Source organism: Nonomuraea aridisoli, assembly GCF_003236395.1.
Classification (GTDB): Bacteria; Actinomycetota; Actinomycetes; order Streptosporangiales; family Streptosporangiaceae; genus Nonomuraea; species Nonomuraea aridisoli.
Genome location: NZ_POUD01000077.1, coordinates 1 through 14680 on the forward strand (window position 1 = coordinate 1; position 14680 = coordinate 14680).

The window sequence follows — 14680 nt, forward strand, 5'->3', positions numbered from 1 at the left end:
GGGTCCTGCTGTGCGAGCTGGTGGCGGGCGGCGGGCGCGACCGGCGGACGGTGACGCACATGGACCTGTGCATGCTGGCGTACTTCGGCGGCCGGGAGCGCACCGAGCCGGAGCTGGCCGAGCTCGCCGGGCGTGCCGGGCTGGACCTGCGGAGCCTCACGCCGCTGCCGCCGCGGGAGTGGGGCAACTCCCTCATCGAATGCGTGGTCACGTTCGCCCCCGCTCGCGGGCATCGATGATCTATGTTGGTGCCCTGGCCGAGGGACCGATGAGGAGGCTGCGATGGGCGGAGAGGCCCAGGAGACGGACAAGGCGGCGCTGTTCGCGCGGATCGACACCTCCGTCCCGCACCCCGCCCGGGTGTGGAACTACTGGCTGGGAGGCAAGGACAACTACGCGCCCGACCGCGAGGTCGGCGAAGAGATCGTCAGGGTCATGCCGGACCTGCCGGTCAACGCGCGGGCCGAGCGGGAGTTCATCGGCCGCGCCGTGCGTCACCTGGCCGGCGAGTGCGGCATCGACCAGTTCCTGGACGTCGGCACGGGCATCCCGGCGGCCGACAACACCCACGAGGTGGCGCAGCGGGTCAACCCCAGGGCGCGGATCGTCTACGTCGACAACGACCCGATCGTGCTGGCCCACGCGCGGGCGCTGCTGACGAGCACGCGCGAGGGGGCCAGCGACTACATCGACGCCGACCTGCGGGAGCCCGCCGCCATCGTGGAGGCGGCCGCGCGGACGCTGGACCTGTCCCGTCCGACCGCGCTGATGCTGATGGGCGTGCTGGAGTTCGTCCCCGACGCCGAGCAGGCGCACGCGTCCGTGCGTACGCTCCTGGAGGCGTTGCCGTCCGGCAGCTTCCTGGCGATCGCGCACAGCGTGCGGAGCCCTTCGATGGACGACGCCGCCGCCCAGTGGAACGCCAGCGGCGCGACCCCGCTCACCTTGCGCACGCCCGAGGAGTTGCTGGCCTTCTTCGACGGGCTGGAGCTGGTGGAGCCGGGCCTGGTGTCGCTGCCGCGGTGGCGCCCCGAGACCGGCACCAGCTACCAGGACCGTGAGGTGTTCCAGTACGGCGCCGTGGGCCGCAAGCCGTAGTCCGCACGTCCGTGGCGGGTCGTCCGGTTGCTCGCCGGACGACCTTTGCAGTTTGTCGAACGACGAGTCCGGATTTTTCAACATTCGTTCGATGACACCTCCCCCAGCCCTACCTACGCTCATCGAAACGATCAGAGCGCTTGTGGGTCGGAGAGGTTGCATGAGATTCTCCAGAACGGTCTCTGTCTTATCGGTCACCGCGGTGGTGACAGCGTTGGGAATGGGCACCCCGTCGTCGGCGGAGGTGCAGCCGACCGGCATTTCGGTCGAGAACGGCGTGACACAACCGGTGTTCGCCTACTCCGAAGCGATCCAGGAAGTCGTCTACGTCGAAACCCCGATGGACAGCGACGGCGACGGAAGCAATGACCTGATCGCCATGGACATCATCCGCCCCGCCGAAACCGAGTCGGGCGTGAAGATCCCCACCATCATGGAGGCGAGCCCCTACTACGGCCGCTCGTCCCAGCCGCCGCCGGACCGCACGCGCGGCTTCCCCGGCTGGTGGGACGAGTACTTCGTGCCGCGCGGTTACGCCATCGCCCAGGTCGAGATGCAGGGCACGGGCCGGTCGTTCGGCTGCCCGACCACCGGCGGCCCCGAGGACACCATCAGCATCAAGGCCGCCGTCGACTGGCTCAACGGCCGGGCGCGCGGCTTCTACGCCGACGGCAGCGAGGCCGTCGCCGGCTGGAGCACCGGGAACGTCGGCATGCAGGGCGTCTCCTACGTCGGCACGCTGCCCAACGCCGTCGCCACCGAAGGCGTCCCGGGCCTGCGCACGGTCGTGCCGATCGCGGCGATCTCCGACTGGTACAGCTACGCCAACGACCAGGGCGTCGCCTGGGCCAGCTGGGGCACCCGGTACACCGAGTACCTGGCGAACTACGTCTCCGTCGGCCGTAGCGCCCCGGGCTCGGCGTCGGCCCCGGCGTGCGAGTCCCGCATCGAGGCGCTCGGCGACGCCGAGCAGGCCGGCGACAGCGACTTCACGCCGTTCTGGCAGGATCGCAGCTACCTCCCCGACGCCAACAAGATCAAGACCGGCAAGACGTCGGTGTTCATGGTCCACGGCATGACGGACTACAACGTCAAGACCATGCACTTCGCGAACCTCTGGTACGAGGTCGCCAAGCGGCAGATGCCGCGCAAGATCTGGATCCACCGCGGCGCCCACTCCAACCCCACGAGCTTCCGCAACGCCGAATGGCAGAGCGTGATGCACCGGTGGATGGACCACTGGCTGTACGACGTCGACAACGGCGTCATGGACGAGCCGATGGCGGACATCCAGCGTCCCGACGGCTCGTGGGAGACGCATTCGAGCTGGCCGGACGCGAGCACGTCCGCGGTGAGCCTGTCGTTCGGCCCGGCCACCGGCGAGGTCGCCGGCACCCTGTCGGCCGACGCCACCACCGGTAACCCGACGCAGAGCTTCGTCGACCAGATCGAGTCCCAGGCCGTCAAGGTCGGGGACCCGTCCGAGGCCCGGCCGGGCCGGCTGGTCTACGTCACCCCGCCGCTGACCGAGGAGCTGCGGCTGTCCGGCACGCCGAGCCTCGACGTACGGATGTCCACGAACGCGACGGGCGCGCTGCTGTCGGCGATGGTGGTCGACTACGGCGAGGGCCCGACGGTCACCGTGGCCGGCAAGGAGCCGCTGGAGCTGGTGCAGGAGCCGTGCCAGCCGGAGGACCTGGTCAACCTCACCGGCTGCGCGACGCCCGTGGAGGTCACCGAGGCCATCACGCCGCAGCGGGTGCTCGCCTGGGGCCACGTGAACGCGCAGAACATGCCGGACCTGCGGCGGAGCGACGACCTCACCCCCGGCAAGAAGTACCAGGTGCGGTGGAACACCCTGCCGACCGAGCACGTCATCCCCGCCGGTCACCGCATCGGGCTGGTCCTGACCGGCAACTACAACGCCGACCCGGGCCAGGTCCGCCCGGCCCGCGACCAGGTGTCGGTCGGCAGCGAGATCACGATCGACCTGAACGGCAGCAAGCTCACCCTCCCGGTCGTCAACGGAACCGACGGCCTGCGTTTCTGACCGAACGACGTGCCCCGGCGACCGCATCCGGCCGCCGGGGCACGTCCCTGCGACAGGAAAGCCGCGCCATGCACCAGGACGGCCGCGCCGCGGCATCGTTGTGGCAGCTCGCCAGGGACAGGCGGGTCAGGTCCCGCGTGGCCGCGGCGCGGTCCCCCGAAGCAGGCCGGGAGATCCTCGAATTCCTCGTCACGGACGGCTCCGCGACCGTACGGCGAGCCGTCGCCGCCCGGGACGACCCCGGCCTGCTCCGGACCCTCGCCGGCGACCCCGATCTGAGAACCCGGCAGGCCGTCGTGGAGAACCCGCACTGCCCGCCGGACGTCCTGCGCCGGCTCGTGGCCGAGTACGACGGGCTGGAGCCCGAGATCGCCCGCCTCCTCATGGAGGACGGCGCCCGCGAGGTCAAGGAGAGCCTGGCCGCGCACACCGCCCTGCCCGAACTGCTCGCCGCGATGGTCACGCATCCGGACCTCGCGTTCCGCGTGGCGCGGCAGGCGGCGGAGGCGTTGCGCAGATAGGTCTGACATTTCACGACAACTGAAGGTCAATAGCGGTTGACTCGGCATACGGTATTGCGTATACGAGTGATCAGGCGCATCTCGTGTTCCGAGGATGCCGCTCCTGAGGTCGTTCGACAGAGAGGGAGCCCATGAGGCGCAAGGGCCGATTACTGCCCCTGACCGTCACCCTGCTCGTCCTGCTCGGCATGAGCCCCGGCCCGGGGCTCGCCCAGCAACAACCCGGCTCGCCGACCCCGTTCGGCAAACCGAACGCCGCCACCCCCAACCCCGGCGTGAACAACACCGCGGTACCGGCCACCCGCCCGGTCGGCTACCTGGACCAGACCCGATCCGAGGTGCTGGCCCGCAACGGCATCGCCGCCACCAGCAACCCGCTCGCCACCGCCGCCGCCGAACGCATCCTGCTCCAAGGCGGGAACGCGATCGACGCCGCCGTGGCCGCGTCGGCGACGCTCGGCGTCGTCGAGCCGATGAGCACCGGCATGGGCGGCGACCTCTTCGCGATCGTCTGGTCGGCGAAGGACAAGAAGCTCTACTCGCTCGCGTCGAGCGGGTGGGCGCCCAAGGCGTGGACCCCCGAGTACTTCACCGAGACGCTCGGCGTGGACGAGGTGCCCGGCAGGGGCATCAACTCCGCGGTCGTGCCCGGCACCGTCTCCGGCTGGGACGCGCTGCTGAAGCGCTTCGGCAGCATGGGCTTCAAGGACGTGCTGGAACCGGCCGCCACGTACGCGGAGCAGGGTTTCCCCATCCACGAGCGCATGCACGGCCAGTGGCGCTCGTCGGTCAGCACACTGCGGCAGGACCCGGACTCTGCGCGGACGTGGCTGCCCGGCGGCCAGGCGCCCGAGCTCTACAGCGTCTTCCGCAACCCGGAGATGGCCCGCACCCTGGACGTGCTGCGCAAGAAGGGCCGCGACGCCTTCTACAAGGGTGAGATCGCCGAGGCGATCGTGGCGAAGTCGCGGGCGGCCGGCGGCGTGATGGCCCGCGACGACCTGGCGGAGTACCGGTCGGAGTGGGTGACACCCCTGTCCACCAAGTACCACGGCTACGACGTGCACCAGCTGCCGCCGCCCGGCCAGGGGTTCGCGGCCCTGGAGATGCTGAACATCCTCGACGTGTGCGTGCCGCGGCTCGGGTTCGACCTGGGTGAGCTGGGGCCGCGTGACCCGCGGTACTGGCACCTGCTCATCGAGGCGAAGAAGCTCGCCTACTCCGACCTGCACACCCACAACGCCGACCCGAAGTTCGCCGCCCCGCCGCTGGACCGGCTGCTGTCGAAGGAGTACGCGGCGACGCTGTGCTCGAAGATCGACCCCGACCGGGCGACCCCGCTCGAGGTCAACGGCAGTGACCTGGGCGGCACGGTCTACTTCGCCACGGCGGACCGGTGGGGCAACATGGTCTCGCTGGTCAACAGCAACTACTCCGACTTCGGCTCCAAGGTGACCATCCCCGGGTACGGCTTCGTGCTGGCCAACCGCGGATCCGGCTTCACCCTCGACGCCGACCACCCGAACGTGGTGGCGCCGCGCAAACGGCCGTTCATCACCATCATCGCCAGCTTCATCACCAAGGACGGCAAGCCGGTGATGGCGTTCGGCAACATGGGCGGCGGCACCCAGCCGCAGGCCCACGCGCAGCACATCATCAACATGATCGATCTCGGCATGAACGTCCAGGCCACCACCGACGTCGCCCGCTTCGACCACAGCCAGTCGAACGACGTCACCAGCCTGGACTCCTACCTGTTCGACCTCGTCGGCCCGCGGCTGCAGGAGATGGGCCACCGGCTCAACCGGGCCAACGGGCACGCGGGCGGCTACCAGGGCATCCTGTTCGAGCCCGATCCGCGCCTGCCCGAGCCCATCCTGCCCAGCGGGAAGGGCGAGCGGCGCGGCGAAGCCTACGAACGCCCGGTGAACGGCGTCTACCGCGCCGGCTCCGACCCGCGCAAGGACGGCCACGCCGGAGGCTGGTGACCCGGAAACGGCGGACGGCCTGCACGCCAGGCCGTCCGTTGTCCCTCGGCCACGGCTCCCGGTGAGTCCGGGAGTGGTCAGCCGCCGCCGTACGGGACGGTGATGATCTCCAGGTTGTGGCCGTTGGGGTCGGACCAGTAGAGGCCGCGACCGCCGTCGTTGGTGTTGATCTGGCCGGGACGCTGGTGGTGCGGATCGGCCCAGAACGTCAGGCCGCGCTCCTTGATCCGCCCCCAGATCGCGTCGAACTCCTCCTCGCTGACCAGGAACGCGTAGTGCTGCGACGGCACCGCCTCGCTCACCTGGACGACGTCGAGCGAGACGCCGTTGGAGAGCGTGACGACGCGGAACGGACCGTAGACCGGCGCGGGCTCCAGCCCGAGCACGTCGACCAGGAACGCGGCGGTCTCATCTCTGTCCTTGGCCGCCACGATCGTGTGATTCAGCTGGACGGACATACCTCCAGGCTACTTGACTGCTCCCCTCCCTGAAGGGAAGGGGATTCCTGGCTCACGCTGCCTCCTGCCCCAGCGGGTCGGGAGGTCTTACGCGATCAGCACCAGCCGGGTTGGTCGTCCCCGCCAGGCCGAACCCGGCCTTCATACGTGGCCGGCCGCCCAGGCGGAGTCCGCCCGGCGATCCCTCGACTCCGAAATCGTCCACCGCTTGGAGACCGATCGCGAGTCCGCCGAGGCAGACGACGCATCGCCCTGACGGCGATTCGTCTCTCCCCGCCCCGCTTCGCAGCAGTCCGAATTCCTCACCGGCCTGAAGGCCGGAGCATCCTTCGGAGACACAGGTGAAGCGGTCCAGGCCGGTCAGGGGTCGAGACGGGCCCTGGCGGCGGCGGAGACCACCGCGTCCTTCTCGGCGGGCGTCATCAGGCCGGCGGCGACCCAGGTCTCCGCGGTGCGGGCGACGGTGGACCGGAAACGTCCCTGGTTGTCGAACGGCGCCTCGGCCCACACCGCGTCGAGGAACGTCACCGAGTCCTCGCGTGCCCGGTTCGGCACACCGGAGTCCGCATCGCCGAAGACGATCTTCGGCTCGACCCGGTGGAAGTAGGCGTGGTAGCGGTCGGTGTCGTTGACGTAGAGCGGGACCAGCGGCAGGCCGTGCGTCGTGAACGTCATCGGCCCGGTGGACGTGACCGCGTCCGCGAGGTCGCCCGACAGGGTGAAGTCCCGGTAGAAGGAGAACTCGCGGAAGGTGGTCTCGTCGCTCTTGGCCACCATCGGAACGGGCCCGTACGCGATGCTCTGCGTGGTCGGGATGTCGAGCGCCTTCTCCACCCGCAGCGAGAACGGCATCGCGATCGTGATCCGGTCACCGCGGCGCCAGCTCCGGTCGAGCGTCACGTACGCACCGGGCTTGGCGTCGAGGTCCTGCACGTCCCCGTTGACGCGTACGGTGAAGCCTTTCTCCGCCCAGTACGGCACGCGCAGTTTCACCACGAGCGGGCCGTCGCCGTCCACCGTGAGCGTCGTCTCCCCCGCGGGATCGGCCGGGTAGTCGGTGGACTGCCTGACGGTGAAGCCCCTCTCCGGCCAGCTCAGCTCCGAGGCCAGGTAGAGGTTCACGTAGAGCGTGGAGTCGTCCGCGGAGCGGAAATAGATCGAGTCCTGGAATTTGGTGTGGCTTTCCAGGCCGGTGCCGCCGCAGCAGGTGCCCATGTTGCCGTAACTGCGCGAGGCGCCCGGCCGCATGGGGATGAAGTACGTCAGCAGCGGATTCGTGGTGCTCTCGGTGTTGCGGCGGGAGGCGAGAATCTGGCCGTAGAGCGCGCGCTCGTAGTACTGCATGTATTTCGGGTCGGCGGTGTGGAAGAAGAGGGCCCGGCTCAGCTTGAGCATGTTGTAGTTGCAGCACGTCTCGGCGTTGTTGGTGCCGAGCGTGCCCACGATGACGCCGCGCGCGCCGAAGAGCTCGCCGTTGTCGGTCGGGCCGGCCAGGCCGCCGGTGACGAAGATGCGGTGCGGCACGACCATGTCCCAGAAGTTCTTGGCCGCGGTGAAATAACGATCTTCGCCGGTTCGCTCGTAGATCGACAGGTAGCCGATGAACTGCGGGATGTGCTGGTTGGCGTGTTTGCGCTCCAGCGTGTCCCGGTCGGCGGCGGTGGCGGTGAGGAGCGGGGTGTTGTCGAAGCATTTGGCCGCGGTGAGGTATTCCTCCTTGCCGCTGATGGCGTGGAGCTCGGCCATCACGGCGTTCATGGCGTTGTACTCACCGGCGATGTAGATGCTCCACATGCGGTCGAGCTGGGCGCGCGGCAGCTTGCCCAGCCGGCTGTGCACCCAGTCGCCCATCTTCAGCACGATCTCGAGCGCCCGCTCGCTGCCGGCGTATTGGTAGGCGTCGAGCAGCCCGCGCATGATCATGTGGCAGGTGTAGTACGGCGCCCAGATGGTGGGATAGGTCGCGTACTCCTCCAGGCGGATGAACTGCGTCTCCGGGTAGGCCGCCAGGTAGCCGGGGTGGCTGGGGCCGGGGTGGCCGCCGTCCTCGGAGACCAGCCGGGCGTCGGCTCCCCTGCCCGAGGAGTCGGCCGCGCGCTCGCCGCTCTCCTCGTCGAACCGGTACGCCACGACGTTCCCGCCGCCCGGACCGTCCATGAGGGCGGCTATCTCCGCCCGGGTGAGCGCCCGGTCGTAGATCTGGAAGTCGTCCACGGCGGCTTTCAGGTACGGGTCGCCGTACTGCGATTTCCCGATCCAGTTGTTGCCGGTCCGGCCGAGGCTGGACGGCTTGAGGGTCATGCCGGTGTTCGTGCCGGCCGGGGAGCCGTTGACGTAGAGCGTTCCGGTGCCGCCGGACAGGGTGACGGCGACGTGGGTCCACTGGTTCGCCGGCAACTGGCCGTCGCCGTTGATGCGTTCCTCGCCGTTGCCTCCGCTGACGGTGATGGCGAATCTCGGCGCGGAGCCCGCGCTCACGGCGAGGAACATGTTCCGCGTGGTGCCGCTGCCGAAATCGAAGATCCTGGACCACGTGCTGATCTCGGCCGGGTTGAGCCACAGGGCGATGGTGACGTCGTCCAGGCCGCTCACGACGTCGGCGGGAAGCGACACGTACTGCGGCCCGTCGAGCTTCACCGCCCTGCCGAACTTCCCGGCCACTCTGGCGACCGGCGTCGGCGGCGGCGCGGGCTGCCCGACCCGCTCGGCGAGGGCGTCCTGGCATTCGCCGAGCGCGGTCACCATGTAGTCGACCTTGTCCTTGTAGAACGCGTCGCCGGAGCCCGCGTACGCCAGGGCCAGGGCGCTGAGGAAATGGCCGGTGTAGTGGCCGCGCAGATTGCCGGTCGCGTCGTCCCACCCGCCGGGCGGCTGCGCGCCCCGCGTGTCGAGCCCGGCGTTGGCCCGGAAGTTGGCCAGCATGCGATCGGCCGGATAGGCCCGCAGGAAGGTGAGGATCCGGTCGCGGTTGGCGCTGAACAGGCTGTCGCCCAGAGCGACCTGACGATTGGCGAACGGCCGCACCTGCCAGCCGTCCGGGATCGGCGGATCGTTCTGCGGCAGCGGCGCCGACGTGCCGGCCTGGGCGGTTCCGGAGACTAGGGAGAACGCCGAAGGCGTGGCGGCCGCCAGCGCGGCCAGCCGTAACACCTCGCGTCTGGGCATGATGTGCGTCATCTCTACTCCTTGCGCGCGAGCGTTTCACCAGGGAGGAGGCCGGACGTACTGATAGCGCTAACACTTCGGCTGTCAAGCAACGAGTTTCGACGAAGTAACGGCACCCGTCAAGATCAGGTTCGCGGTCCTTCGTCCCCGGACCGACCAGGAGGCCCGCCCGAGCCGGATCTGCGATCGGTCACGAGCGTGACCGGCGTTCGCTCATCGCCCGGGCCAGCGCGTCGTCGGACGGACCACGCTCGGCCGGCATCGCCTCCAGCAGGGCGCGGGTGCGGCGGGTGAGGGCGTCGGCGGCCAGCCGGTCGGTGAGGATGTAGAGCCGGTCGGCGCGGATGCCGTCGACCACCAGCTCGCCGACGGCATCGACGTCACGCCCGTACGCGGCGAGTGCGGCGTCACCGGCGGCGGCCGCCTCGCGCATCCGCTCACGGGCGCCTGCCGGGATCACGTCGGGCGGCGCGGTGTTGAGGCTGTTGCCGCCGACCCCGGTGGCGACCATGCCGGGAACGAGGACACCGGCCCCGATCTGACGGCCTTCGTCGCGCAGGCCGCGGCGCAGCGCCTCCGTGAGCCCCACGACCGCGAACTTCGACGCGTGGTAGGTGTAGCCGGAGCTGCGCTCGGGGAACACGGTCAGACCCGCCGCGGAGGCGGTGTTGACGATGTGGCCGGGGGCATCGCGAGTGAGCATGCGCGGCAGGAACGTGGTGACGCCGTTGTTGACGCCGTCGAGGTTGACGCCGACCACGTGGTCCCAGACGGCGTACGAGACCTCTTCGGTGATCGTCAGCAGGGCGCCGACGCCCACGCCCGCGTTGTTGACCAGGATCGAGACCGCGCCGAGGCGGCGTTCGGCCTCGTCGGCGGCCGCCGCGAAGGCGGCGCGGTCGCGTACGTCGAGCTCGAAGCACTCCACCTCGGTCAGTGGGGCCAGTTCGCGCGCCGCGCGCGCGAGCGCGTCGGTGTCGATGTCGGCGAGCGCCAGGCGCAGCCCTTCGCGCGCGAACGCCCGCGCGATGCCCAGCCCGATCCCCTGCGATCCACCCGTGACGAACGCCGTCATGCCCCTGCGGATATCCATAGCTCCTCCAAAGTCAGAGAGACTCTGATTTTGGAGTCTATCCGGCTTCTGGCTATCCTGGACGGCATGGGAGACAACGGCATGGGGCTGCGCGAACGCAAGAAGCTGCGGACCCGCCGCACGCTGATCGAGGCCGGGCTGACGCTGTTCGACGAGAAGGGCTACGACGCGACCACCGTCGCCGACATCTGCGCCGCCGCCGACATCTCACCCGCGACGTTCTTCACGTACTTCCCCGCCAAGGAGGACCTCGTCTTCGCCGACCAGCCGCAGCAGGTGGAGGCCGTCCGTGAGCTGCTGGCCGCGCGGCGTCCCGGCGAGTCGATGCGCGAGATCCTCGTGCGCGTCGTGGAGCAGTTCGTGACCCCCGGCATGTGGAGCATCGACCCCGACGACCGGCTGACCGCGGTCCGCGCCCGGCTCGTCGCGACCGTGCCCGCACTGCGCGCCGTGGCGTTGCGGCGGTTGTTCGACATCCAGGCGGAGTGGGCGGGCGCCCTCGCGGACACGTTCCCCGAGGAGTTGGACGAGACGGACGCCCATGCCGTCATCGGCTCCGTGACGGGCGCGGTGATCGCCGCCGCCATGGCCAACGTCCGCCGGGGCGATGCCGCGCTGCCCATGCCTGAGGTCGTCTCCCGAGCCGCCCTGACCGCCATGAACGCCATCCCCGGGCGCTGACCGTCAGGCCGGCGATCACGACGATCCCGCCCAGACGGGCCGCCGGCCCGCCGAGCCGAGACCTGGTCGGCACACAGGGCCGCTACCCGCCGTCGGCCCCGGCTCACGAGCGACGCCGGGGGCCCGCCCGGAGCGGGCGGTACGCTACGCCGGTGAAGAGGCTGATGGCCCGGGTCTGGCGCGGCATCCGCGGCTCGACGCAGTGGCGGCTGCTCTACCTGTCGCAGGCGAAGTTCATGGTGGGGGTCACCGGCGTCGTCCGCGACCGCGACGGCAACGTGCTGCTGCTGCGCCACCGGTTCTGGCCCGAGGGCCGGCAGTGGGGGCTGCCGACGGGCGGCGCGAAGCGGGGCGAGACGTTCGAGCAGACGGTCGTCCGCGAGGTCAGGGAGGAGACCGGGCTGGAGGTCAGCGTGGGTGAGCTGGTGCACCTGCGGAGCGGGTTCCGGCTCCGGATCGAGGTCGCCTACGCCGCCCGGTACGCCGGCGGCGGCACGCTGCGGCTGAACCCGATGGAGATCGTCGAAGCCCGCTGGTGCTCCCCCGACGACCTGCCGGAGGGCCTGCTGGAGTCGCACCGCCGGCTGATCGCCTCAGGTGGGCGGGGCGGCCGTGGTGGTGAAGGCGGCGGTGAGGTGGGCGGTGTCGTTGTAGCGGCGCAGGATCCACCGGGCCTCGGTCAGCACCAGGTGTGACACCGACGCGTTGTCGGCCCCGAGGAACGCGAACGGCCGCGACCCCGTGGCGATCGCCAGCGCCTCGGCGATCACGCCGCCGTGGGTGACCACGGCGATCCGCTGGTCGGGGTGGGCGGCGGCCAGCCTGGCGAGCACCTTGCGCACGCGCTCGGAGAACGCCGCGGCGGGCTCCGCGCCGGGGATCACGTCCCAGCGTTCCTCGGCCGACATCCGCTGCGCGATCGGGTGGCCCTCGGCGACCCGCTGCCGGAACAGGCCCCCCTCCCACTCGCCGAGGTGCACCTCGCGCAGGTCGGGCTCGACCATCGGCGTCAGGCCGAGCCGGGCGGCGAGCGGCGCGGCGGTCTGGGACGTACGCCGCAGCGTGCTCACGTAGACGGCGTCGATGCTCTCGGCCGCGAGCCGGAGGCCCACCCGCTCCGCCTGCTCGAGCCCCTCGGGCGCGAGCCTCGGATCGCCCTGGCCGTCCACCAGCGGGAACGGGTGACCGGGCCGCGCGGGCTCGGACTCGCCATGCCGGACCAGCAGCAACTCTGTGGCCCCAGGAGGCGTACGGAACCGGCCTTGCCGGTATTCGACCGGCTTTTCACTCTCAGATCCCACAATTTCGGAACGTTACTCTACTTTTCCGTCTGGGTCAGGGGGGCTGGGGGCTCACAGCCCTACGTCCCTGCGCAGCAGGTCGTCGATCTCCTCGCGGCGTACGATCAGCCGGGCCGTGCCGTCGTGGACCGCGACGACCGGCGGGCGGCCGGTGAGGTTGTAGGTGGAGGCCATCGAGTGGTGGTAGGCGCCCGTCGCCGGCACCGCCAGGACGTCGCCCGGCCGCACGTCGGCCGGCAGGGGCACGTCGTCCGCGAGCACGTCGCCGGCCTCGCAGTGGTGGCCGACCAGGGTGACCGGGCGGTCGGGCATGCCGGAGCGGCGGCCGACCAGGCGGGCGGTGTAGCGGGCGCCGTACAGGGACGGGCGGGGGTTGTCGCTCATCCTGCCGTCGACGGCGACGAACGTCCGGGTGAGGGCGCGCTTGACGGCGACGACCCGGTAGAGCGTGAGCCCGGCGGGGCCGCTGACCGACCGGCCCGGTTCCACGATCAGCCGCGGAACGGGCAGGCCCAGGGCCGCGGCGCGTTCCTCGACCGCCTTGACCACCCGCACGGCGAAGTCGGCGGGGGTCAGGAAGTACTCGCCCTCCAGGTACGCGATGCCCTGGCCGCCGCCCAGGTCCAGCTCGGGCAGGACGACCCCGTACGTGTCGCGGACCCGCGCGAGCTGCTCCACCATGACGTGCGCCGCCTCCTCGTACGGCTCGGGCGTGCGGATCTGGGAGCCGAGGTGGCAGTGCAGCCCCGCCAGCTCCAGCTCCGGCTGGCGCAGCACCCGGGCCACGGCCGCGGCGGCGTCTCCGGTCGCGACGGACAGGCCGAACTTCTGCCCCTCGCCACCGGTGCGCACGGCCGGGTGGGCGCCCGCCTCGACGTCGGGGATGACGCGCAGCAGCACCTTCTGCCGCCCGCCGGGCGGAACAAGCCCGGCGATCCGGGTGATCTCGGCGAGGTTGTCGACGACGACGCGCCCCACGCCGCACTCCACCGCCTGGCGCAGCTCACCGGGTGACTTGGCGTTGCCGTGGAAGACGATGCGGTCGGCGGGGAAGCCGACGGACCGGGCGATGGCCAGTTCGCCGCCGGAGCAGACGTCCAGGCCGAGCCCTTCCTCACGGATCCAGGCGGCCATCGCCCGGCAGAGGAACGCCTTGGCGGCGTAGACGACGCGGGCGCCGGGAAGGGCCGAGCGGTAGGCGCGGCAGCGCTGCCGTACGTCGGCCTCGTCCAGGACGTACGCGGGGGTGCCGAAGCGCTCGGCGAGGTCTGCGAGCGGGACGCCCCCGGTACGGGCGACCGGCTCGAAGCGGGTGGTGGCCGACCATGGGCCGCCGGGCGGAAGGGGCTCTGACATCTGCTTTCCTCCTCGGAGAGGTCGTACAGCAGACGCTAAGACCGTTCGGGCAGCGTACCCGGCGATCCCTACGCGATCCGGACACCGATCCCGTGAATCCTGACGCGACCTTGACAGCGCCCGTGACAGCGCCCGTGACAGCGCCCGTGACAATGCCCGTGACAGGAGACCGTCAGGCGATGCCGCCGTTGGCATAGATGACCTGGCCGTTGATCCAGCGGGCCGGACCGGCCAGGAAGGAGACCACGTCGGCGATGTCGGCCGGGGTGCCGAGGCGTTCGAGCGGGGGCTGCGCCATCAGGCGGTCGATCGTCGCCCGGTCCTTGCCCTCCAGGAACATGGCCGTCGCGGTGGGGCCCGGGGCGACCGCGTTGACGGTGACGTCGCGGCCGCGCATCTCGCGGGCCAGCACGAAGGTCATGGTCTCGACGGCGGCCTTGCTCGCCGCGTAGGCGCTGTAGCCGGGGAAGCCCATCCTGGTCTGCGACGTCGAGAACCCGATGATCGCGCCTCCGGCCCGCGCCCGGCGGGCGGCCTGCTGCGCGACCACGAAGGCGCCGCGGATGTTCGTGCGGTGCATCCGGTCGAGCACGTCGAGGTCGAACGTCGCCAGCGGGCTGAGCGCCAGGATGCCCGCGGCGTTGACGACGACGTCGATCCCGCCGAAAACCGCCTCCATCGCGTCGAACACCGCCGCCGTCTCGCGTTCGTCGGCCACGTCTCCCGTCACCGTGATCGCGCGGCCGCCGGCGGCCTCGATGGCTTTCACGGCCTCGTCCGCCGCGTCCCGGTTGCCGGCGTAGTGGACGCCGACGGCCATCCCGTCGGCGGCCAGCCGTTCGACGACGGTGCGGCCGATGCCGCCGGAGCCGCCCATCACGAGTGCGACCCTGGTGGGGGTGGACATGCGTGCCTCCTTCTGCACTATATGAACACATCGACCATATACCCTTATATGGACTTATCGTC

13 protein-coding genes are annotated in these 14680 nt (G+C 70.7%); 7 read left to right on the forward strand and 6 right to left on the reverse strand.

All coding sequences use genetic code 11. The features are described 5' to 3' along the window. From C1J01_RS19750 to ggt, 5 genes are all read left to right on the forward strand, one after another. Positions 1-239: methyltransferase (locus C1J01_RS19750; protein WP_268958730.1), on the forward strand; the 239-nt coding region annotated here is incomplete at its 5' end. Positions 240-282: 43 nt separating this feature from the next. Next, positions 283-1098: an SAM-dependent methyltransferase gene (locus C1J01_RS19755; protein WP_111180458.1), complete on the forward strand. Its 816-nt coding sequence runs from the start codon at positions 283-285 to the stop codon at positions 1096-1098. A gap of 220 nt (positions 1099-1318) precedes the next feature. Next, positions 1319-3148, forward strand: coding sequence for a CocE/NonD family hydrolase (locus C1J01_RS19760; RefSeq protein ID WP_181448860.1), 1830 nt, complete (start codon positions 1319-1321; stop codon positions 3146-3148). Between the two features lie 68 nt (positions 3149-3216). Then, entirely contained in the window at positions 3217-3669 is a 453-nt protein-coding gene (locus tag C1J01_RS19765) for a hypothetical protein (RefSeq protein WP_111180460.1), read from the forward strand. A 131-nt stretch (positions 3670-3800) separates the two neighbouring features. Continuing rightward, positions 3801-5657, forward strand: a complete 1857-nt coding sequence (ggt, locus tag C1J01_RS19770) for a gamma-glutamyltransferase (protein WP_220039999.1) — start codon at positions 3801-3803, stop codon at positions 5655-5657. A 77-nt stretch (positions 5658-5734) separates the two neighbouring features. Here ggt and C1J01_RS19775 read toward each other — a convergent pair whose 3' ends face one another. The 3 genes from C1J01_RS19775 to C1J01_RS19790 form a co-directional block, all read right to left on the reverse strand. After that, positions 5735-6115 (reverse strand): VOC family protein, encoded by a 381-nt coding sequence (locus C1J01_RS19775; RefSeq protein ID WP_111180461.1) that lies wholly within the window; start codon positions 6113-6115, stop codon positions 5735-5737. A gap of 360 nt (positions 6116-6475) precedes the next feature. Further along, the gene (locus C1J01_RS19785) at positions 6476-9292 is read right to left on the reverse strand and encodes a beta-L-arabinofuranosidase domain-containing protein (RefSeq protein WP_111180463.1); all 2817 of its coding nucleotides are present in this window, start codon (positions 9290-9292) and stop codon (positions 6476-6478) included. A 178-nt stretch (positions 9293-9470) separates the two neighbouring features. Next, positions 9471-10373, reverse strand: a complete 903-nt coding sequence (locus C1J01_RS19790) for an SDR family NAD(P)-dependent oxidoreductase (RefSeq protein WP_111180464.1) — start codon at positions 10371-10373, stop codon at positions 9471-9473. Positions 10374-10439: 66 nt separating this feature from the next. Here C1J01_RS19790 and C1J01_RS19795 point away from each other — a divergent pair, with 66 nt between their 5' ends. After that, positions 10440-11054, forward strand: a complete 615-nt coding sequence (locus C1J01_RS19795) for a TetR family transcriptional regulator (RefSeq protein WP_111180465.1) — start codon at positions 10440-10442, stop codon at positions 11052-11054. A gap of 152 nt (positions 11055-11206) precedes the next feature. Beyond that, positions 11207-11749 carry an NUDIX hydrolase gene (locus tag C1J01_RS19800; protein ID WP_111180466.1) on the forward strand — a complete coding sequence of 181 codons (543 nt, stop codon included), beginning with the start codon at positions 11207-11209 and terminating at the stop codon, positions 11747-11749. Here C1J01_RS19800 and C1J01_RS19805 read toward each other — a convergent pair. From C1J01_RS19805 to C1J01_RS19815, 3 genes are all read right to left on the reverse strand, one after another. Then, a complete protein-coding gene (locus C1J01_RS19805; RefSeq protein ID WP_111180467.1) occupies positions 11648-12355 on the reverse strand; it encodes a histidine phosphatase family protein in 708 nt (235 codons plus the stop codon). The two genes, C1J01_RS19800 and C1J01_RS19805, sit on opposite strands and share 102 nt — an antisense overlap. Before the next feature lie 51 nt (positions 12356-12406). Continuing rightward, entirely contained in the window at positions 12407-13711 is a 1305-nt protein-coding gene (gene lysA / locus C1J01_RS19810; protein WP_111180468.1) for a diaminopimelate decarboxylase, read from the reverse strand. Positions 13712-13883: 172 nt separating this feature from the next. Then, positions 13884-14618, reverse strand: a complete 735-nt coding sequence (locus C1J01_RS19815) for an SDR family oxidoreductase (protein WP_111180469.1) — start codon at positions 14616-14618, stop codon at positions 13884-13886. Between the last annotated feature and the right edge of the window lie 62 nt (positions 14619-14680).

What these genes read in the sequence shown, in the direction of transcription:
- C1J01_RS19755 (WP_111180458.1), top strand. Translation starts at nt 283, where the DNA reads ATGGGCGGAGAGGCCCAGGAGACGGACAAGGCGGCGCTGTTCGCGCGG.
- C1J01_RS19760 (WP_181448860.1), top strand. Translation starts at nt 1,319, where the DNA reads ATGGGCACCCCGTCGTCGGCGGAGGTGCAGCCGACCGGCATTTCGGTC.
- C1J01_RS19765 (WP_111180460.1), top strand. Translation starts at nt 3,217, where the DNA reads ATGCACCAGGACGGCCGCGCCGCGGCATCGTTGTGGCAGCTCGCCAGG.
- ggt (WP_220039999.1), top strand. Translation starts at nt 3,801, where the DNA reads ATGAGGCGCAAGGGCCGATTACTGCCCCTGACCGTCACCCTGCTCGTC.
- C1J01_RS19775 (WP_111180461.1), bottom strand. Translation starts at nt 6,115, where the DNA reads ATGTCCGTCCAGCTGAATCACACGATCGTGGCGGCCAAGGACAGAGAT.
- C1J01_RS19785 (WP_111180463.1), bottom strand. Translation starts at nt 9,292, where the DNA reads ATGACGCACATCATGCCCAGACGCGAGGTGTTACGGCTGGCCGCGCTG.
- C1J01_RS19790 (WP_111180464.1), bottom strand. Translation starts at nt 10,373, where the DNA reads ATGGATATCCGCAGGGGCATGACGGCGTTCGTCACGGGTGGATCGCAG.
- C1J01_RS19795 (WP_111180465.1), top strand. Translation starts at nt 10,440, where the DNA reads ATGGGAGACAACGGCATGGGGCTGCGCGAACGCAAGAAGCTGCGGACC.
- lysA (WP_111180468.1), bottom strand. Translation starts at nt 13,711, where the DNA reads ATGTCAGAGCCCCTTCCGCCCGGCGGCCCATGGTCGGCCACCACCCGC.
- C1J01_RS19815 (WP_111180469.1), bottom strand. Translation starts at nt 14,618, where the DNA reads ATGTCCACCCCCACCAGGGTCGCACTCGTGATGGGCGGCTCCGGCGGC.